We start from the raw sequence: 21,048 nt of genomic DNA, 5'->3' as shown, positions 1-21,048 counted from the left end.
ATTAAGTCTCATAGGGATTAGCAAAACCTAAAGCTGCCATGATGTCGATTTCAATAGACTCCATTTCTTGCGCTTCATTATCATCAATATGATCATAACCCAATAAATGTAAGCAACCATGTACTATCATATGCGCCCAGTGTGACTCTAATGATTTGTTTTGCTCTAGCGCCTCTTTTTGAACGATTTGTTTACAGATTACTAAATCACCTAATAACGGGGTTTCCATTTCTACGGGTGATTCAAAAGGAAAGGAAAGCACATTTGTTGGTCTATCCTTATGACGATAAAGGTTATTAAGATATTGGCTTTCTTGCTCATCAACAATTCTGATTGTTAGTTCTGCTTCATTTACAAATTGCGGTAATATGAAGGTTAACCATTGCTGTATTTTATCTTGTGATGGGATATCATTGCTATCAGAAGTAGCTATCTGTAAATCTAAAATAATTTTATCCATATTATCGCTTATTCTCTATGATAAGGGTGGTTAGTGTTAATGCTCCATGCGCGATAGAGACTCTCGGCAACAATAACTCTCACTAATGGATGGGGCAGGGTTAATGGCGATAATGACCAACTTTGATGAGCAGCGGTTTTACATGCAGGCGATAATCCTTCTGGTCCCCCAATCAATAAACTGACATCGCGCCCATCAATTTTCCATTTTTCTAATTCATTTGACAAATTTTCGCTTGTTAAAGGCTTACCAGGAATATCAAGAGTTACAATACGATTACCTTTTCCACAATTAGCAAGCATTTGTTCGCCTTCTTTATCTAAAATCCTTGTGATATCAGCATTTTTGGTTCTTTTTCCTGCTGGAATCTCAATAAGTTCTAAAGGCATATCTTTAGGAAAACGGGAACAATACTCTTTAAAAGCAGTTGTTACCCATTGTGGCATCTTAGTACCAACTGCGATAAGTTGAAGCTTCACTAATCTTAGCTCCAGAGCTTTTCAAGTTCATAAAGCTGACGACTTTCTTCTTGCATAATATGAACCATAACAGAGTCGAAATCGACCACAACCCAATCAGCATCGTTTTGTCCTTCGGCACCTAATACCAGATAACCATGTTTTTTTGCTTCATCCAATAAGTGATTTGCTATGGAACTGACATGGCGATTAGAAGTACCGGTACAAACTACCATATAATCGGTAATACTTGATTTACCTTGAACATCTAATAAAGTAATATTTTTTCCTTTAAGATCATCAATTTTATCGATAATAAATTCTTGAAGTGACTGCTGCAAAATAATCCTCATAAATTCTAACAAAAATCTGCGCTCATTTTAGCATATTATTACGAGAGTAACCAAATATCCCAAACGCTTCATATAGGTTATATAAAAAATTGTAAGTCTAAATAAAGAGACTATTAATGCTATTTTTAGAGATAGAAACAAAATTGATTTTCAAAAAGTACTAAATATAGTTGTTCAGCTTACAAGTGTAAGCTATAATTAGCGCGATTTATCATATGACAAATGTTTCTTTGGGAGCAAAGTATTACATGAAAAGAGTTGTTATTACAGGTTTAGGAATTTTATCAAGTATTGGGAACAATACTAAAGAGGTATTAGAAGCTCTAAAAATTGGGAAAAGTGGAATCACTTTCTCTCAGGAAATGAAAGATAGTGGCATGCGTAGCCATGTGTGCGGTAATGTTAAACTTGATACCACTGGTTTAATTGATCGTAAAGTGGTACGTTTTATGAATGATGCTTCAATTTATGGTTACTTAGCATTACAACAAGCAATTGAAGATGCTCAACTTTCACCGGAAATGGTTTCTAATCCAAGAACAGGTCTTATTACCGGTTATGGTGGTTCGACTAAAACACAATATGCAGTTGTCGCAGGCATGAAAGAAAAAGGATTACGTGGTGTTGGTCCTTACGCTGTTACAAAATCAATGTCTTCGGCTATTTCTGCTTGTTTGGCTACACCATTCAAAATTAAAGGTGTAAGCTATTCAATGACTTCTGCTTGTGCAACTTCGGTACATTGTATTGGTCATGCAGCAGAATTAATTCAATTAGGAAAGCAAGATATTGTGTTTGCCGGCGGTGGTGAAGAACTAACTTGGGAAATGTCATGTGAATTTGATGCTATGGGTGCACTATCTACAAAATATAATGATACCCCTGAAAAAGCATCGCGTGCATATGACAGTAATCGTGATGGTTTTGTTATTGCTGGTGGTGCAGGTATGGTTGTAGTTGAAGAACTTGAGCATGCTTTAGCACGTGGTGCACATATTTATGGTGAAATTGTGGGTTATGGCGCTACCTCTGATGGTTACGATATGGTTTCTCCTTCAGGTGAAGGTGCGGTACGTTGTATGCAGCTTGCTATTGAAAGTGTTGACACTCCAATTGATTATATTAATACCCATGGTACATCAACACCTGTTGGTGATGTGAAAGAGCTATGGGCAATTAAACAAGTTTTCGGTGAAAATGTACCTGCTATTTCTTCTACTAAATCAATGACTGGGCATTCATTAAGTGCAACAGGAGCTCAAGAAGTTATTTTTAGCTTATTGATGTTACAAAATAATTTTATTGCGCCAAGTATTAATGTGGATGAATTAGATGAAGCTGCAATTGGCATGAACATTGTAACCAAACCAACCGAAAGAGAATTAACTACCGTTATGTCTAATAGTTTTGGTTTTGGTGGTACAAACGCCGCAATCGTTTTAAGAAAATACAATAAGTAATTTTTTTAATATAAATTTATGTATCTAAAAAGAGGCACCGATTTTCGGTGTCTTTTTACTTTCTATAATAATAACTTGTCAAAAGTTCATCTATTTAATACGGATTCTGTATATTTATCGCAAAGATTTAACAACACAAAGTGTGTTGGTTAATTGAAGCTAAGCGATAACAAAGCATTTTTGCATTAATAATATAAAGTTTATTTTTTCAATAATAAGATAAATGAGATTAATTTGAATAATTACGTATTCTCGTTTATGGTAATGTACATAATAATTATAGTTATTGATTAGGTTTCTATGACCTATTAATAATTCGATTTAAAATTATCGTTATACTTATGTATTGAAGCAATCTTGTTAAGGAGTCGTATGCAATCTTCATATAAACAATTACAAAATCAAATTGCCTTTGTAAAAACATATTTTTCTCAACAACTTTCTAATCAGCTTAATTTAATTGAAGTACAAGCTCCTATTTTGAGCAGAATTGGGGATGGTATTCAGGATAATTTATCCGGTCACGAAAAAGCGGTACAAGTTAATATAAAAAGTATTGCCAATGCAAAATTTGAAGTCGTTCATTCATTAGCTAAATGGAAACGTAAAATTCTAAGCCAATTTCATTTTGCCGTAGGGGAGGGGCTATATGCGAATATGAAAGCATTACGTCCTGATGAAGACGTGTTAACACCAATTCATTCTGTATACGTTGACCAATGGGATTGGGAAAAAGTCATTGCTCCTGAGGATAGAAACATTGCTTTTTTAAAATCTACTGTTAAGCAAATATATACAGCAATTAAACAAACTGAGCTTATCGTAGCGGAAAAATATGGATTAAAGTCTTTTTTGCCTGAAAATATACAATTTATTGATAGTGAAAGTCTGCTTAAACGCTATCCTAATTTATCTGCTAAAGAGCGGGAAAATGCGATTGCTAAAGAACTGGGCGCAGTTTTCATTATCGGAATTGGTGGTGTGTTATCTAACAATCAAAAACATGATGTACGTGCGCCGGATTATGATGATTGGTCTACAAAAAATGAAGAGGGACACTATGGTTTAAATGGAGATATTGTGGTTTGGAATCCAATTTTAAACAGTGCTTTTGAAATTTCTTCTATGGGAATTCGGGTTGATGCGAAAGCATTACAAAAACAATTACAGAGTACTAATGATGAAGATCGGCTGAATTTACCTTGGCATCAAGCACTTATCAATGGAACACTACTACCTACAATTGGAGGAGGCATTGGTCAATCAAGATTAGTCATGCTACTTTTGCAATGTAAACACATCGGACAAGTGCAATCAAGTGTATGGGATGCACAAACCACACAAAACTATTCTGATTTACTTTAAATCATACAAAATAAAACCATAGTTATTAAAAAAGGGCTTTAAATGAAGCCCTTTTAGTTAATTAAAATAATTATTTGACATCAGCACAACTTAAACAGTAAACATATCTATTTTGTGCTTTATTTAAGCTATTCCAAATAGTTATTTGTTCTTTAAATTGTTTTGCTGCAGGTAACTCGTTATAAATCAATTGAGTTAATGTATTAGGTAAAATGGCTGAATAATTATTGAGAATTGAGCTAAATAAATCAGCTTCTTGTTTTTGCCATGTCACAGTATAATCAGAAACACCTGCTATAGTTGCTGCTTTTTGAATGGCATTGTCAATATCACCGATTTCATCAACTAATCCTATTTTTAGCGCTTCTTCACCTAACCAAACTTGACCTTGAGCAATTTTATCAACATCATCATAATTCATATTTCGAGCTTGTGAAACAATAGATAGAAAATTATCATAACCATTGTTAACACTCATTTGCATCAACTGACTAAACTGTTCTGGTATTTCTTTGGTCATTGTGACCCCCGCCAATGGTGAAGTCGCTACGCCATCAGAATTAATGCCAATATTATTTAAGGTCCCTTCAAAATTTGGTAAAATGCCAAAAATACCAATTGATCCAGTTATAGTATTGGCACTTGAATAGATATAATCTGATTCTGTTGCAATCCAATAGCCTCCTGATGCAGCCATTCCCCCCATAGAAACAACAACAGGAATGTCTTTTTCCCTTAATGCTGCTAATTCAGAACGAATTTCTTCTGAACCATTAACACTTCCGCCTGGGCTATTGATTCGTAAAACTACAGCGCGAACACTTTTATCATTACCTAATGCTCTTAGTTGCTTAGTAATAGAATTACTGCCTACAATCATTTCACTACTATTGCCTTGTGAAATTGTACCATTAACAAACACAACAGCAATTAATGGTTTATGGTGAGTTGCTGGTGAATTTGGTTCAAATGATTGCATAGCTTTAGCATTGAGCTGATAATCATAAATACTCACAGAATCGCTTGTTTTAAATTGTGAATGCATTTCTTGTTCAAATTCATAATCTGAAACAACTGTGTCGACAATATTATTTTCTAAAGCATACTCAGTCATATTTCCTGAAACAGCTTTCAAACGCTCTATTAATGTATTAGCTTTAGGGGATAAAGAACCAGCAGGTTTTCCTCGAGAATCGGAAATATCATTTAAGTAATTTTTCCACATGGAAGTTAACCAACGACGAGTATTTTCCTTTGCCTCTTTTGACATATCATTACGGATATAAGGTTCAACAGCTGATTTATATGTTCCAACTCTAAAAACATGTGTTTTAATTTTTAAATTATCCAACAACGATTTAAAGTAAAAATTATTAGCAGCCAAACCATAAAGCTCAACAGAACCAAAGTTAGATAAATAAATTTTATTGGCTAGGCTTGCCAAATAATATTGTTTTTGATTATAGCTACTTCCGTAGGCGTAAATTGGTTTTCCTGTGGCTTTAAATTTTTTTAAATATTTAGCTAAATATTCAAGAGAAGGAAGGGAACCGCCATCAAAATTATCTAATTTTAGAACGATTCCTTTTATATTGGGATCTGTGGCAGCTTGATCTATTTTTTGTGTGATTTCAAACAAATTGTTTTCACGTGCTGGATCAACTTTGTTACCACTTAATTTTCTGCTTAATTGATAGAAATTTGGGTCCATATTGGTTGAATCAACAAGAACACCTTCAATATCAAGAACTAAAATGCCCGATTGAGGACTTATATTTGATCCACTTAATCCAATTACCATAAAGAGGATGAAAAAAAAGACCAAATTTAAAGTAATGATTCTTACTGTATTAATTGTCTTCCAAATATATTTAAGCCCAGTACGAATAATGCGCCAAATAAACATACACAATCCTTATTTTAATTAAGTTTAATAAGTATAACTTCATAATGCTAAAAAAACACCCGTGTAATTAAATTATTAAACAGGTTTTATATATAACTGATAAATTATTATAATAAAGATAAAGCAAATCGCCTAATATTGAAGATATTAGGCGATAAATTAGAGGTCATAGTAAAATTGAATTATTAAATTTGAGTGTTGCGACTTATTGTAAAAGCATACTCTTCTTTCAACTACTTATGATGACGTTTATGAAAATACTGTTTATCTTCCCAGCGCAAGCAGGTCAATTTCCCCCCCCAACAGCATCCTGTATCTAATCCGTAGACATTATCGGGAGTACCTTTACCTTTTAAAGAAGCCCAATGCCCAAAAACAATGCTATATTGTTCAGGTATTTTACGCGGTAACATAAACCATGGTTTAAGTTTACTTGGTGCATCTTCCACGGCATCTTTACAGTAAAAATCAAGTCGCCCATCATCATAACAATATCGCATACGAGTAAATGCATTAGCAATGAAACGTAATCGATCTAAACCTTGTAGATCGTCACTCCAACTATCAGGAAAATCACCATACATTGAATCTAGAAAGAGTGGATAAGTATCGCTAGATAATATAGAACTAAGATCTTTAGCACATTTGATAGCAGTAGGTAAATCCCATTGTGGTGAAATACCAGCATGTGCCATAATTAAATTAAGCTCTTCATCAATTTGTAATAAGGGTTGGCGTCGCAACCAGTTAATTAGTTCATCGCAATCAGAAGCATTGAAAATTTGTTCTGTATGATCTTTTTTACTAATTTTAGTAATACCTGCATAAACAGCTAATAGATGAATATCATGATTGCCTAATGTCAATCTAATCTGATCACTATGTTGTTTTACAAAACGTAACACAGATAATGAATCTGGTCCCCGAGCGACAAGATCACCAGTTAACCAGATTGTATCAGTTGAACTAAAACCGGCTTTTTCTAAAACACGCATAAATTCATAATAACAACCATGAATATCACCAATTAGTAGATTAGCCATAATTATTCACTCATTATACTATAGGTTTTACTATAGGCGTTAGCAAGCTGGCAGTATTGTTCGACGCTAAGATTTTCAGCCCGAGCGTCTAAATCAATGCCTAGATTAGTTAAAGATTCTGCAGAAAAGATATTACTTAAACTATTACGGATTGTCTTGCGACGCTGGTTAAATGCTTCAGTTGTAATTCGCGATAGAGCGCGAATATCATTAACAGGATGAGGTAAACTCTTATAAGGAATCAATTTCACAACGGCAGAATCAACTTTTGGTGCAGGTTTGAATGCATAAGGCGGAACCTCTAATACAGGAATAATTTGACAATAATATTGTGCCATAACACTTAATCGCCCATAGGCTTTTGAATTTGGTGCAGCAACTAACCGATTCACTACTTCTTTTTGTAGCATAAAATGCATATCACTAATGGCATGCGTGAATTGGAAAAGATGAAACATCAAAGGTGTTGAAATATTATAGGGTAAATTACCAAAGACTCTTAATGGTTGATTCATTTGATTTGCTAATGCAGTAAAATCTACTGTCATGGCATCTTGTTGAATAACATTTATCTTATCTTTTAAAAACGGATTTTCAAGTAATCGGGTTGCTAAATCACGGTCAATTTCAATAACAGTCAAATGATCGACATATTGGCTAACGGGTAAAGTCAAAGCTGCTAAACCTGGACCAATTTCTACTAACGCTTGATCCTTTTTTGGTTGAATAGCAGCAACAATATTTTCGATAACATTTTCATCATTTAAAAAATTCTGTCCAAAACGTTTACGAGCAAAGTGTCCTTGATGCATTCGATTATTCATACTAATTATCATCACCTGTAATTTTGATATAGGCATCGCCTCTAAGTTCTTGTATCCAGACTTGTAATTCTTCACTGAATTTACGATTAAATATTAATCGATAAGCCTGATCTTTCATTGCAGCTTCAGTTTTATCAACCTTGCGGCTATCAATGAGTTGAATTAAATGCCAACCGTAATTAGATTTAACTGGTTGACTAATTTCACCTTTCTTTAATTTCAATAAAGCAGAACGGAAATTACTATCAAAATTATCCGGATTATTCCAACCTAACTCTCCGCCTTTATCAGCAGACCCTGGATCTTCTGAATAGTTTTTAGCAGCTGATGCAAAAGATGAAACACCATTAACTATAGATTGACGAATTTCTTGAATTTTATTTTTTGCTATTTCATCAGTCACTAATACGTTGGTTTTTACAAGGATATGACGAGCATTCACTTCGGTAATTGTTATTGATTTTGATGCTTCAGAATGGTTTCCTTCGACTTTTAGGATATGAAATCCGACACCTGAACGAATTGGACCAATAATGTCATTTTTTTGAGCTCGAACTAAACGTTCTTCAAAAATGGATGGTAATTCATTTAATTTATGCCATCCCATTTTACCGCCGTCCAAAGCTCTTTCATCATTAGAATAAGTGGCAGCTAGTTTGGCAAAGTTTTCCCCATTTTTTAGACGATCAACAATTTTCTGGGCTTTGTTACTCGCATCTGAAATTTGTTTCTTGCTCGGGCTATCAGGCAGGGCAATTAAAATATGACTAATGTTGACTTCACGATTTTTATTTGGTTGTTTTGCAATCGTGTTAGCTAAATTATTAACCTCTCTATCGCTAATAAAAATACGTTGTTTGATAATATTCATACGCGCTTGATCAATAAGTATTTCATTAGATATTTTGTTACGATAGCTGCTATAACTCATTCCGACACTTGCTAAGTAGCTTCGTAATTCATCAACGGTCATATTATTTTTAGCTGCTATTGATTTGATTGTCGCAGTAATATCTTCTTCACTAACGGTGATATTCAATTTTTTTGCTTGTTGTAATATTAAATTTTCATTAATTAAACGATCAATAATTTGTTGTTTTAATGTTTTATCATCTGGTAGATTTTGTGGATCAGTGCTTGCCTTAACATTGCGTAATACTTCATTTACTTCACTTTGTAAAATTACGTTGTTATTCACTACAGCAACAACACTATCAAGAACTTTTGGTGCAGCCTGTACACTCACCGAATAAGCTAATACAAAAAAAGATATTAAAAAGAGTTTAAATTTAGTAATCATGGTTAACCATTCATTCGTTGATGTTTCAATTTGACAATATAATTTGTTATTTAGTTCCATAATTCTCATCAAACGCCGTATTATATGGAAGCAAGCCAAAATCTAGCATTTTTGCAATAGTATTTCGATTTTGATTAAGTCCTCTAAGTTCAAAATTGATTGAGAATTTATTTTCATATTTACTGGATTTTGAATCACTGTTCCAGTCAACAATTTTACGTCCATATTGTAAACTCACACCCCAACAACAATCTTCATAACGTAATCCAATAAAATCATCTGCAATCTGATTATTATCAATATCATAAAAAAGGGAACCAACTGCACTAATACTATCAGTAAGTGGCCATGAACTCATGACACCAAATTGAGAGATATTTTGCTTGTAAGGATTCTTATCGGTGCCTGTATCAATACTATCAATATATTTTTTATTCGCATAGCGATAAGAAAGTTGTGTCATTTTATTTTCACTAATACGATATTCATATATGGCATTTGCTAGAGATACTTTATTAATACGCGTATCATATTGCACTCCACTTCTAAAAATCATATCGTCATTAATACGCCAGAAATTGTCCATAGCCCATGTTAATGTGCCAGTGTCTTTATCCTGATCTAGCAGAGAACTGTTATCGCCTGTTTTTGAACGAGTAAAATAATAAACTTGACCAAAAGATAAATTAAATCTTTCGACTTGATTATCATCATATACACGGGTTGTAATGCCGCTTGCTAATTTGTTTGCAGATGCGATACGATCAAGTCCACTAAATGGCTGCTCTCTAAATAACCCGATATAATCTGATTGTAATAATGATGAATCATAGTTATCAATACGCGATTGGTTTCGGTATGGAATATAAAGATACTTAACTCTTGGTTCAATAGTTTGAGTATAACCAGCAAAAGAATTTATATTACGTTCAAAAATTATTTTGCCATCAATGCTGAATTTTGGTAGAAACCGATTGGTATTCTCTTTAAGATAAGCTTTACTCTGGTTTGATTTTGGAACATCTTGATTATAACGAGTAGCCAGAAAACCAGCTTCTGTAGATAATGATGCCCAGGACGAAATAATGTTATAGTTTACAACGGGTTCAAAATGGAATCGCCATGTTTTGGGATTTTCCTTTCCAGAAGTTACAAAGTGGGAGACTTGAGTAAAGGTTTTAAAATTAAAATCTCCAACTGAATCATAGTAATTAATATTTAATTGTGGTTCTGGTCTATATAATTTGTGCTTTAAGCTGTCATATAATGGTTGGAAATATTTATAGTTTAGATCAACATCCCATTTTTCATCGGCATAGCCAATCGTATAATCTTGGGTTAGATATCCATCTGTTTCAGAAGCATATTTTGAACCCAAATCTGTAATATATTGGTTATCACTTACTCGCGTAGTGTTAACTGCAAGTCGCCAGTTATCGTTAATCTGTTCCTCATTTTTCCAATGGAATAACCAACGGTAACTATTGTCACTATATCCAGAATCATTGCTGTGATGTTTTTGATTTCTATCATTACTATATTGTTTATCATGTTGCAGCCAATCAAATGCCAAGGTACCATAACCTAATGCATTAAGATAACGTGCTTCAGTTTGCAGTTGTATACCGCGTTTTTGAATAATCCTTGGTGTAAAAGTTGCATCATAGTTAGGTGCAATATTCCAATAAAAAGGTAATGAAAAGTCAATTCCACCGATACTGTTATAAGAAAAATCAGGCATCAGTAAACCAGAACGCCTTTTGTTTCCAGTAGGTAATTGTAAATAAGGTGTATATAATACGGGTACATTTGCAATTCTAAATACTGCATTCCATACTTCTAACAATTGTTCGTCATTATCATGAACAATCTTAGAACCTTCTATATTCCAACTTTTATTATCAACTGGACATGATGTAAAACTACCCTCGTTAATAATTAAATATCGATTATTTGTAAATTGAACGCTTTCCGCTGAACCTCGACCTAATCGATTTACTAAGTTATATTGTGATTTATCAATTTGAATTTCTTTGTTAACCAAATTCATGGAGGCTTTATCTCCATGCATCTCAATCATATTATCTTGATAGCTCACATTACCATTTAAAATGATTTCTCGATTTTGATTTTGGGATTGAATTAATGTTAATTGGTCAGAATTAATTTGGCGATTACCTTGTGTTACTACCACATTGCCATTATAGATAGCTTTGTTTGGTAACTCTGCCTTAAAACTATCTGACATGACATTGATTGGCAAATCATTAATATTATCTTGTGGATCAGATAAATTACTTTTTGGTACATTAGTAAGACATCGGGGGTTAGTTTGTGTTTCAAATTGCTTAAGTATTTTATTTTCATCAGCATAGTTGTTTGTTGAATATATTGATAAACAAACAGTAATAGCAATAAAAGAAGGAGTTAGTTTTTTCATTAGTTTTTATCTAAGCAATTATCACACATTATTTCCAATCCCAATATTATAACGTTAATTTACAAAAGTGTTAACGAATAAGCGTAAAATCGGTTAAGATTTTATTTTCTTGATGAAGAGTAAAGATAATAAAGAAAAAATTGCTAATAATAAATATTGTTAATAGTCATAATCAAATGCATAAATTATTTACTGTGCACGATGACGAATTGGTATATTAATTAATAGCAATTACATCGTTATTAATTATATTATTTCTCTTTATTCAGTTTTTTTACCTTTATTGCGAGAGCGAAAAGATTTTGATTTATTGCGAGCCTTATTCATATTCTGGTATTTTGAGTCATTTTGAGTAATCTGCTTCACCATTTTTAAACGTTGATCTAGACCACAGTGTTGATACTCATCCCACCATTTAGCTAATTCAAGTAATTCGCCTTTTTCAATTGATGCACGTAACTCTAATAAATCATAGGCAGCCCTGAATTTAGGATGTTCAAAAATGGAAGTAACACGTTTAAGGCTACGTTTACTAAAACGCAACTGTAGGCGCCAAATATCACACATAGTTGATGTGAGTCGTTTAGGTATAGCAATGACAGAACATTGTTCTTTTAAAATATCATTCATCGCTAAGTCAAATGCATCATGATAAGTCAAACCACTTTCCATAATAATTTCTCTGGTACGCTCTGCTAATGGATACCAAAGCATAACAGCAAATAGGTAAGCAGGATTTACTCTTTTGTAATTAGCTATACGATAATCAGTGTTTTTTAATGCTTGCTCAATGATCTGTTCAGCATAGCTAATGTCAGCTTTATTCGATCGTTGTTGATAATTAAAGCTGCGTTGTAATGTAGGAAAAAGTATAAAAAATAAATGATATTTTCTTAAAAGATGATAGGTAGGTAAACCATGACCAGATTGGAATAATTTAATTGCCTCATCAAACAATCTAGCACTAGGAATATTTTTTAATAAAGATGCTAATGATTTAATTGGTGCTGCTGTATTTGACTCAATAGTCATATTCAATTTAGCTGCAAATCGAATTGCGCGTAACATTCTGACAGGATCTTCACGATATCGTGTTTCAGGATCGCCAATTAAACGAATTAAACCGTTTTTTAAATCATCAATACCGTGGCAATAATCTCGAATAGTAAAATCTTTAACACTATAATATAAACCATTAATAGTAAAATCACGACGCATAGCATCTTCTTCGATTGTGCCGTAAACATTATCACGCAATAACATCCCTGATTGAGAACGTTTGGACATATTAGAATCTATTTTCGTCAGCTTAGTATTAGTGATTTCAGAATTTAAATTACTATGGTCACCTCTGAATGTTGCAACTTCAATAATCTCTTTACCAAACATAATATGAGCTAAGCGAAAACGGCGCCCCACTAAGCGACAATTACGGAATGCTTTTTGTACCTGTTCTGGAGTCGCATTTGTTGTAATATCAAAGTCTTTCGGTTTTTTACCTAATAAAAGATCGCGGACACATCCACCTACCAAATAAGCTTGATAACCCTGCTTATTCAGCCGATACAAAACTTTCAAGGCATTCTCGCTAATTGCTTGACGTGAAATATCATGTTGTTTACGAGGGATAATCTCACATTTAGAATCTGTAGGTATTTCCAAACCTGATTTTGTCAATTGCCTAATATTCGATTTTGTTTTATTTGATGATTGGGGTTGGAATAACTTCTGACATATTCGTGTAACTAATTTAAAAATTTGACACCTCAACAATGATGGCAATACTAAAAAATTCTTTCAATTATAACCTAACCTGAATAATTATCAAAAATTAATTAATCTTACTTATCTTATCATTCAATTTCATTGTTATAATTGCCTTTACTTATTTATGTAATAAAATGAATAATGGTTATTATATCAAGAGCATAGAATAATGAAAAAAACGATTAATTTTAGCGCTGGTCCAGCGATGCTTCCTCACGAAGTACTTATTCAAGCACAAGCCGAGCTTTTAAATTGGCATCAGACGGGTTGTTCAGTAATGGAACTTAGTCATCGAGGTAAAGATTTTGAACAATACGCATTAGAAGCGACTCAAGATTTACGCGATATATTAAATATCCCAGATAATTATAAGGTACTTTTCTTACAAGGTGGTGCAAGGGCCCAATTTGCATCTGTTCCATTAAATATTTTGTCCGATAATACAACAGCGGATTATATAGAAAGTGGTTATTGGAGCAAATGCGCGAGTGATGAAGCGGAAAAATATTGTCACGTAAATCGAATTAAGATTCAAAACGATAATAATGGTATTTTAAGTTTAAAGCCATATGAACAATGGCAAATCAATCCTGATAGTGCATATATTCATTATTGTCCAAATGAAACTATTGAAGGGTTAGCCATTTTTGATGATCCGACTTTCGATAATAAAACTATCGTGGCAGATTTCTCTTCTTGCATATTATCTAAACCTATTAATATCTCTCAGTATGGCATTATTTATGCAGGAGCACAAAAAAATATAGGTCCTTCAGGTATTACTATTGTGATTGTAAGGGATGATTTAATTGGCAAAGCTAAGCAAGAATTACCATCAATTTTAGATTATGCGGTGCAGGCTAAACATGATTCAATGTTTAATACGCCACCAACTTTTGCATGGTATATGTCAGGTTTAGTTTTTAAATGGATTAAACAACTTGGTGGATTAACTGCAATGGAAGAACGCAATCGTTCAAAAGCAGAGATGTTATATCGTTATATTGATCAATCTGATTTTTATCATAATCGCATAGCGACTGAAAACCGCTCAATTATGAATGTACCTTTTACATCACCGAGTGAAGATCTTGATAAGCGGTTTGTTGAAAAAGCTAGCCAACATGGGATTATTGGAATTAAAGGTCATCGTATTGTTGGTGGAATGCGAGCATCAATATATAATGCTATGGATCTAGCAGAAGTAGAATATTTAATTGAATTTATGAAAGAGTTTGAGAAAACAAATGGATAAAAAATTCTCTATTGCTAATTTTTAGAATTTAAGTTCCGATATTTAGAAATTGAGAAACTCTTTTTTTATATTTAATTATGATAATGAGGACGTTATGGACAGATTGTTTTTTAATCTTATATTAACGTCCAATTATTTAGATTAAATATTATCTTACTTAATCATTACAACATACCATACTTTGTATCTAAATTGCTTTTTGTTCATGGTTTTTTATAAAACTTCTTATTATTTATCTGTTATGAATTTCATTGTTTAATTATTTTATTAAATAATTTATCCATGTTTATAATTATTTTAGGTTTTTTAAATTATTCATTTTAATCAAATCTATTTAATCGTCAGTGATTCTACTATTTACCAAACAAAATAATTGAACTTAGATCATTAAATATTTATTTATTCAAAAATTAAATTTTAATTTGGTTGGTGTTATAAATATTTAGATCTGAAAAACAGAAACACAAATAGAAACATAAATAGAAACACCAACACGTGTCGGTTTATTTTTAAGCAATTAACTACATAGTATTATATATAAGTTTTACGTTAATAAATATAATATAATTTATTGAATAAATTATATAAATTTTCTATTTTTACACTGTTTCATTATGAAATGTTACGTTTATCGGTCACTTTTTCCAAAAACCAAGGATATTATTTGTTTGACTTCAAAGTGGATCAAATTATAATCGCTTCGTTATCAATTATTAAACACATGATAACATCAAATAACTCAAATAAAATTAAAATTAATTAGGAGCAAATATGTTTAACAACAAGAAAAATAGCCAATCAGAGTCTGTACATTTAAATAACTTTGAAATGATTGATCTTGATGATCATGAATTAGAAGCTGTCAATGGTGGATGTTGTGGTTGTGGTTCAGGAGGCTGGGGAAATGGCGGCAACTGGGGAAACGGCGGCAACTGGGGTAATGGTGGCGGCTGCGGAAATGGTGGTAACTGGGGAAATGGTGGCAACTGCGGAAATGGCGGCAACGGCGGTAACGGAGGATGTGGCGGTAACGGTGGCAACTGGGGAGGAAGCGGTAATTCTTGTAGTTCTGGCAACTCTGGTGGTAGTACTTCTGGACGTTTTCATGTATGGGTTGAAGCGAAAGATCATGACGCTTCTATTCAAACAGGATTGGATTTTGAATGGTAAAATCTATAAATCTATGTAGATTTTTCTAAACCAACATAAAATCAAATACGAATGTTAATTAACAATTAATTATAGCTATGTTATATGGGAAAAGAATAATAAATGTTTCCCTATAACATAGATTTATTGGAAAGAATATTTCCAATAAATCGTTTATTATTTAACTATGTAAAATTATTTTAACGGGTGAATTATTGTTAAATTAATGAACTATAAAATTTAATTTATTAATATGAAAGTATATAAGTAAAAAGATCTTCAATTTTGACTCAATTATAAAATACATAAGTAAATATATAATTTGAAATTAATTGAACAAATTAAAATGTTATGTGTTAAGTAACCTTCCAATTTTAAATAAAATTACTTAATTTTCATCATGTTTTCGCACAATTAAAAAAATAGATAACTGAATGAATAAACCAAATAAGTCGCTTTTTAGAAAAGAGTGTATAGAGCACAATAAGCCCACACTTATTGGACAAATTATGCTTACTAGTCCCTTTAGTGTAAATTTAATCATAATATTCTTTATTTTGATTTTTATTGCAATTATTTATCTCTTCGTTTTTTTTGAGTATGGCCGCAAAATTAATGTAAAAGGTGCTTTACTTCCTAAAGAGGGAGTAATTACTATCTTACCTTCTGAGAATAGTATTGTTGATCAAGTATTAGTAAAGGAAAATCAAGAAGTCAAAATGGGTGAACCATTGTTTATACTTAGAAATTTAAAATACAGCACTACCTATGATGCTGTTAAAAAATACTTACTAAGTAGAAAAAATAGTTTATCAATTGAGCATAACTTACAGTTAGAACAAAATAGAGTAAAAATAATTTCAGCTCAACAAACAAAAAAAAATCTTGAAGAAGAAAAAAAAATTTTAGAAGCTCAAATTGTAGTTCAAACTGAAAAAGTGCAAATTACAGACGATACACTTGAGAAATATAACAGACTTTATAGTGTAAATGCTGTATCGGAAATTGAATTCAACAATCGTAGATCCGAATCACTTGATCAAAAATCCTTATTATTTGATTTAGAACAAAAACTTGCTTCTGTAAATCGTTATATTAACGATTTAGAAACTGAATTACTCCAAATACCTTTAGAAGAACAAAAAGAGATTTCAATATTTGAGAATGAGATCGAAGCAATTGAAAAAGAACTCGTTGAAAATAATGCGTTTAAGTTTACAACAGTATTTGCTCCAAAAGATGGCATAATTGGTAATATTCTGGTTTCTAAAGGTCAGAGTGTTTATGAAAATATGTTAATGGCCACGGTATTACCAAATAATCCAACTTTAGAGGCTAATCTATTTATACCATCAAGTGCAATTGGATTTATTGAAGAGGGGTTATCTGTATCATTGAGATACGATGCATTCCCTTATCAAAAATTTGGTCAGCAATCAGGAATAGTTATTGATGTTGCTAATAATGCCATACATTCAAGTGAGTTAAAATCATTAGGTATTTATTCTCAATTATTTAGCAATGAAAAAGATACTTATTATCGTATTAAAGTTAAATTAAATAACCAAGATATATTAGCATATGGCAAGCATTATCCATTGAAAATTGGCATGTCCCTAGAATCTAATATTATATTAGATAAAAGGAAAATATATGAGTGGATATTTGAACCGTTAATCAGTATTCAAGGTATTTGATCATGCAACATCAACTGGATATAACATTTTTTAGAAGAAAAAAACTACCAATAATATTACAAAATGAATTGTCAGAGTGCGGGCTTGCATGTTTGGCGATGATTGGTCATTATTGGGGTATTGAGTTTAGTTTAAGAGAATTAAGAGAAAAATATCCTTTTACGCTACGTGGCGCGTCCCTTAAAAATATCATCAATATCGCAACTGATTTAAAATTTAATTCTCGTCCTGTTAGATTAGAAATGGAGGCGATTAAACATCTTACTTGTCCATGTATTTTACACTGGGATTTAGATCATTTTGTGGTATTAAAAAAAATTAAAGGAAATAAACTTTATATACATGATCCCGCAATTGGTAAAGTTAAAATAAAGTGGAGTGAAGCTTCGAAACATTTTACAGGCGTCGCTTTGGAGATTTATCCTGCCACAACATTTAAACCAGAAAAATCTTCTTCAAAAATCTCTACAAAATCTGTTGTAGGTAAAATTATTGGTTTGAAGAAAGGATTAGTGAAGTTATTCCTTTTAGGAATTATGATTCAAATTTGCATGTTAATCTCACCATTATATTTACAATGGATCGTTGATGACGTGATTGCCGTAAATGACACAAATTTATTAACGGTATTAGGGATTGGTTTCATATTACTGACTTTGTTAAGAACTTCAATTGAAACACTAAGAGATTGGTTCATTTCAATATTTTCCATCCAACTTAATTACAAATGGCGAGGAAATGTATTTAATCATATTTTAAATCTGCCATTAGAATGGTTTCAAAAACGAAGTCTTGCCGACATTATTTCAAAGTTCCATTCAATTCAAGAAATCCAAGATGGTATTACTAATAAAGTTGTTTCTAGCTTAATAGATGGGATATTAGTGGTTACAACCTTTGTTATGATGTTTTTATATAGTAAAGCATTAGCTTTGTTTTCTTTTTTGGCTATTATTTTTTATTTAATATTGCGATGGGTTTCATTTGATGCGCAAAAGAATATTATTTCTGAATATATTATTAATAAAGCTCAACAAGAAAGTCACTTTCTAGAATCTATTCGGGGAATGCAAAGTATCCGGTTATATAATCACCAAATCGAGCGTTCAATTAATTGGATGAATTTATCGGTAAAAGAAATTAATACCGGTTTACGAATGGAAAAGTTCTCGTTATCAATGGGTTTTGCCAATAAAATAATTTTTGGTTTGGATAGAATAATTGTTATTTGGGTTGCTACATTGTTAATTTTAGAGAACAATTTTTCAATAGGTATGCTATTTGCTTTTATCAGCTATAAAGAACAATTTTCAGGTAGAATTATTTCTTTGATTGATAAAATTAGTGATATTTTAATGTTGAAAATCCATGTTGAACGCCTTGCTGATATTGTTTTAACGCTACCTGAAGATAATTCAGAAACAAATTCTATTTTTGAAAAAAATACAATTCATGATGTCACTATAAAATTAGAAAATATATCTTATCAGTATTCGCAAAATGAACCTATGATCCTAGATAATATTAATCTTACAATACCAATGGGACAATGTTTAGCAATTACCGGAGCTTCGGGTTGTGGGAAAACAACATTACTAAAAATAATTTTAGGATTACTAACTCCCACTCGAGGTGAAGTATTCATCGGCGGGATTCCACTTTCAACTATTAATAAAAATAGTTATAGGAAATTAATTGCTACTGTCATGCAAGAAGATCATTTATTTACTGGAACCATAGCAGAGAATATAAGTTTTTTCCAAGCTTCTCCTGATTTTAATGAAATTGAAAAATGTGCGATAGATGCTTCAATTCATGAAGAAATAAAATATATGCCAATGGGATATAATACACTCATCGGTGAAATCGGAACAGGAATATCGGGAGGTCAAAAACAGCGGATTTTATTGGCAAGATCCTTGTATCGTAACCCTCAAATCCTCGCCCTAGATGAAGCAACAAGTCATCTAGATGTACCAAATGAAATTGCTGTAAATAACGCCATGAAAAAATATCATTTTACTAAATTGGTTATAGCGCATAGACCTGAAACTATTAATGCAGCAGATAGAATTATTGTTTTGAATAAAGGAAGAATCATTTCTGATGAATTGAATAAACATGGAGAAAACGCAGCTAGTGAAGCGTTAGATTAAATATTTATATCGAAATACGTAATTCAGAATTCTGATAGTTTTATCTACAAGGTAATTGGATGGATATAGATAGAATAATTACTTTTAATAAATCTTAATTTATAAGAGAATTTTGGAACGGAATAATTTATTATTAACCTTTTAATTTTAAACAATAAAATGTTCTATTATTGACCCCAGCAGGAATCGAACCTGCAACTAGCCCTTAGGAGGGGCTCGTTATATCCATTTAACTATGGGGTCATAGGGGGTCTATTTTAGTGTATTTTAAAAATATTTCCATCATTTCCTTAACGAATTATTTATATTATTTAAAATTTAAGGTGATATAGAGTAATAACTATGCCAATCCTCCCACTAAGAATGAAATCGTCGGAAATTATGAGTAATTTTAAAATTAGTATTCACATACAAAACATCTTTAAATTACCTTTGAATTGATTGCCAAAATGAGGCAATGATCTTTTCTGACAAACGTTTCTTTTGTACGCAGACTCCAATATCAAAAGGCTCAATAATTTGTGATGACCATTCAATGATCCGCTCACGAATTCTATCTGGACTGTTTTCCATAACAACTTTCGGTAATAGAGCGACACCACATCCTACCGCAACCATTGATACTATGGCTTCATGACCGGCTACAGTTGCATAAATATGGGGAGATGAAATTTTATTTTGTTTGAACCATTGATCAATTCTATGACGGCTCGGACCATGTTCTGGTAAGATAAAAGGGATATGATGCCAATCAGGTTGTTTTTGATGCAATTTCTCTGTGAAGGGGCATTTTAAACGAGGGATTAAAAGTACCATATCAATTTCTCCTAATTTGAAAAATTCAATACTATTGGGAAGCCTTTTCGGACGACCCGCAATCGCTAAATCCGCTTCGTTAAGTTGAATTTTTGTAACCGCATCAGCCGCATCCCCCGTAATTAATTTGATTTCGACGAGTGGATACAACGCACGGAATTTATCCAGAATATCGGGTAAGTGACTATATGCCGCCGTTACAGAACAAAATAGGGTTAATTCTCCCGATAATTGCTGATTATTTTGTTCAAAGTCTTGTTGTAATTGATTAAATTCAGCGAGTACTTGTTTTGCAAATATCCTAAATTGATAGCCTGCCGGTGTAATTTTTACCGAACGATTATCACGGATGAAAAGTTGTTGATTAATGGAATCTTCAATGCGCTGAATTTGCCTAGACAGTGTTGATGGTGTGATGTGCATTGCTTTTGCAGCCAAACCAAAGTGCTGAGTTTCACATAAAGTCAGAAAAGTCTTTAAATCGTGTATATTCATGGTTAACCTTTCTTATTGCAATAAATGCAATATAGTATTCTGAATATATCAATTTTCGCAACAACAAAAAACGAGTATATTAATATTAATTTTTTGGGACTAAC

At 32.2% G+C, this 21,048-nt stretch carries 16 protein-coding genes and 1 tRNA gene; 6 read left to right on the top strand and 11 right to left on the bottom strand.

Going from position 1 to position 21,048, the window contains the following annotated elements:
- Position 1: 1 nt before the first annotated feature.
- From ybeY to rsfS, 3 genes are read right to left on the bottom strand one after another with little or no spacing between them, the layout of a single operon-like run.
- A complete protein-coding gene (gene ybeY / locus FPB0191_RS06895) occupies positions 2-460 on the bottom strand; it encodes an rRNA maturation RNase YbeY (RefSeq protein ID WP_039104917.1) in 459 nt (152 codons plus the stop codon).
- A gap of 8 nt (positions 461-468) precedes the next feature.
- Positions 469-939 (bottom strand): 23S rRNA (pseudouridine(1915)-N(3))-methyltransferase RlmH, encoded by a 471-nt coding sequence (rlmH, locus tag FPB0191_RS06890; protein ID WP_039104916.1) that lies wholly within the window; start codon positions 937-939, stop codon positions 469-471.
- Positions 940-944: 5 nt separating this feature from the next.
- A complete protein-coding gene (gene rsfS / locus FPB0191_RS06885) occupies positions 945-1,271 on the bottom strand; it encodes a ribosome silencing factor (protein ID WP_039104915.1) in 327 nt (108 codons plus the stop codon).
- A 248-nt stretch (positions 1,272-1,519) separates the two neighbouring features.
- Between rsfS and fabB the strand changes: the two genes are divergently transcribed.
- Positions 1,520-2,731 carry a beta-ketoacyl-ACP synthase I gene (gene fabB / locus FPB0191_RS06880; protein WP_039104914.1) on the top strand — a complete coding sequence of 404 codons (1,212 nt, stop codon included), beginning with the start codon at positions 1,520-1,522 and terminating at the stop codon, positions 2,729-2,731.
- A gap of 372 nt (positions 2,732-3,103) precedes the next feature.
- Positions 3,104-4,096: an aspartate--ammonia ligase gene (gene asnA / locus FPB0191_RS06875; RefSeq protein ID WP_039104913.1), complete on the top strand. Its 993-nt coding sequence runs from the start codon at positions 3,104-3,106 to the stop codon at positions 4,094-4,096.
- Between the two features lie 70 nt (positions 4,097-4,166).
- Here the strand turns inward: asnA and sppA are convergent, their stop codons facing one another.
- From sppA to pcnB, 6 genes are all read right to left on the bottom strand, one after another.
- The gene (gene sppA / locus FPB0191_RS06870) at positions 4,167-6,002 is read right to left on the bottom strand and encodes a signal peptide peptidase SppA (protein WP_039104912.1); all 1,836 of its coding nucleotides are present in this window, start codon (positions 6,000-6,002) and stop codon (positions 4,167-4,169) included.
- 233 nt (positions 6,003-6,235) lie between these two features.
- Complete coding sequence (gene apaH / locus FPB0191_RS06865) at positions 6,236-7,045, bottom strand: bis(5'-nucleosyl)-tetraphosphatase (symmetrical) ApaH (protein WP_039104911.1); 810 nt, start codon at positions 7,043-7,045, stop codon at positions 6,236-6,238.
- Between the two features lie 2 nt (positions 7,046-7,047).
- Positions 7,048-7,869 (bottom strand): 16S rRNA (adenine(1518)-N(6)/adenine(1519)-N(6))-dimethyltransferase RsmA, encoded by an 822-nt coding sequence (gene rsmA, locus FPB0191_RS06860; protein ID WP_039106834.1) that lies wholly within the window; start codon positions 7,867-7,869, stop codon positions 7,048-7,050.
- A gap of 1 nt (position 7,870) precedes the next feature.
- The gene (gene surA / locus FPB0191_RS06855) at positions 7,871-9,229 is read right to left on the bottom strand and encodes a peptidylprolyl isomerase SurA (RefSeq protein WP_082018269.1); all 1,359 of its coding nucleotides are present in this window, start codon (positions 9,227-9,229) and stop codon (positions 7,871-7,873) included.
- Positions 9,216-11,609 (bottom strand): LPS assembly protein LptD, encoded by a 2,394-nt coding sequence (gene lptD, locus FPB0191_RS06850; RefSeq protein WP_039104910.1) that lies wholly within the window; start codon positions 11,607-11,609, stop codon positions 9,216-9,218. Before lptD ends, surA begins: the two co-directional genes overlap by 14 nt.
- A gap of 261 nt (positions 11,610-11,870) precedes the next feature.
- Entirely contained in the window at positions 11,871-13,286 is a 1,416-nt protein-coding gene (pcnB, locus tag FPB0191_RS06845) for a polynucleotide adenylyltransferase PcnB (protein WP_211305600.1), read from the bottom strand.
- 259 nt (positions 13,287-13,545) lie between these two features.
- Between pcnB and serC the strand changes: the two genes are divergently transcribed.
- From serC to FPB0191_RS06825, 4 genes are all read left to right on the top strand, one after another.
- Entirely contained in the window at positions 13,546-14,631 is a 1,086-nt protein-coding gene (gene serC, locus FPB0191_RS06840) for a 3-phosphoserine/phosphohydroxythreonine transaminase (protein ID WP_039104909.1), read from the top strand.
- Between the two features lie 771 nt (positions 14,632-15,402).
- A complete protein-coding gene (locus FPB0191_RS11730) occupies positions 15,403-15,801 on the top strand; it encodes a hypothetical protein (RefSeq protein WP_052236844.1) in 399 nt (132 codons plus the stop codon).
- A gap of 413 nt (positions 15,802-16,214) precedes the next feature.
- Positions 16,215-17,477 carry an HlyD family secretion protein gene (locus FPB0191_RS11725; protein ID WP_082018267.1) on the top strand — a complete coding sequence of 421 codons (1,263 nt, stop codon included), beginning with the start codon at positions 16,215-16,217 and terminating at the stop codon, positions 17,475-17,477.
- A gap of 2 nt (positions 17,478-17,479) precedes the next feature.
- Entirely contained in the window at positions 17,480-19,633 is a 2,154-nt protein-coding gene (locus tag FPB0191_RS06825) for a peptidase domain-containing ABC transporter (protein WP_039104908.1), read from the top strand.
- Positions 19,634-19,804: 171 nt separating this feature from the next.
- Here FPB0191_RS06825 and FPB0191_RS06820 read toward each other — a convergent pair.
- Both FPB0191_RS06820 and ilvY read right to left on the bottom strand, forming a co-directional pair.
- Positions 19,805-19,876: transfer RNA gene (locus FPB0191_RS06820), tRNA-Arg, on the bottom strand.
- Positions 19,877-20,059: 183 nt separating this feature from the next.
- On the bottom strand, positions 20,060-20,944 hold the full coding sequence (gene ilvY, locus FPB0191_RS06815) for an HTH-type transcriptional activator IlvY (RefSeq protein WP_039104907.1): 885 nt from the start codon (positions 20,942-20,944) through the stop codon (positions 20,060-20,062).
- Positions 20,945-21,048 lie beyond the last annotated feature (104 nt).

It is taken from the genome of Frischella perrara (genome assembly GCF_000807275.1).
Classification (GTDB): Bacteria; Pseudomonadota; Gammaproteobacteria; order Enterobacterales; family Orbaceae; genus Frischella; species Frischella perrara.
Note: the sequence above shows the minus strand (reverse complement) of the source record. Positions and strands in the feature narration are given on the sequence as shown.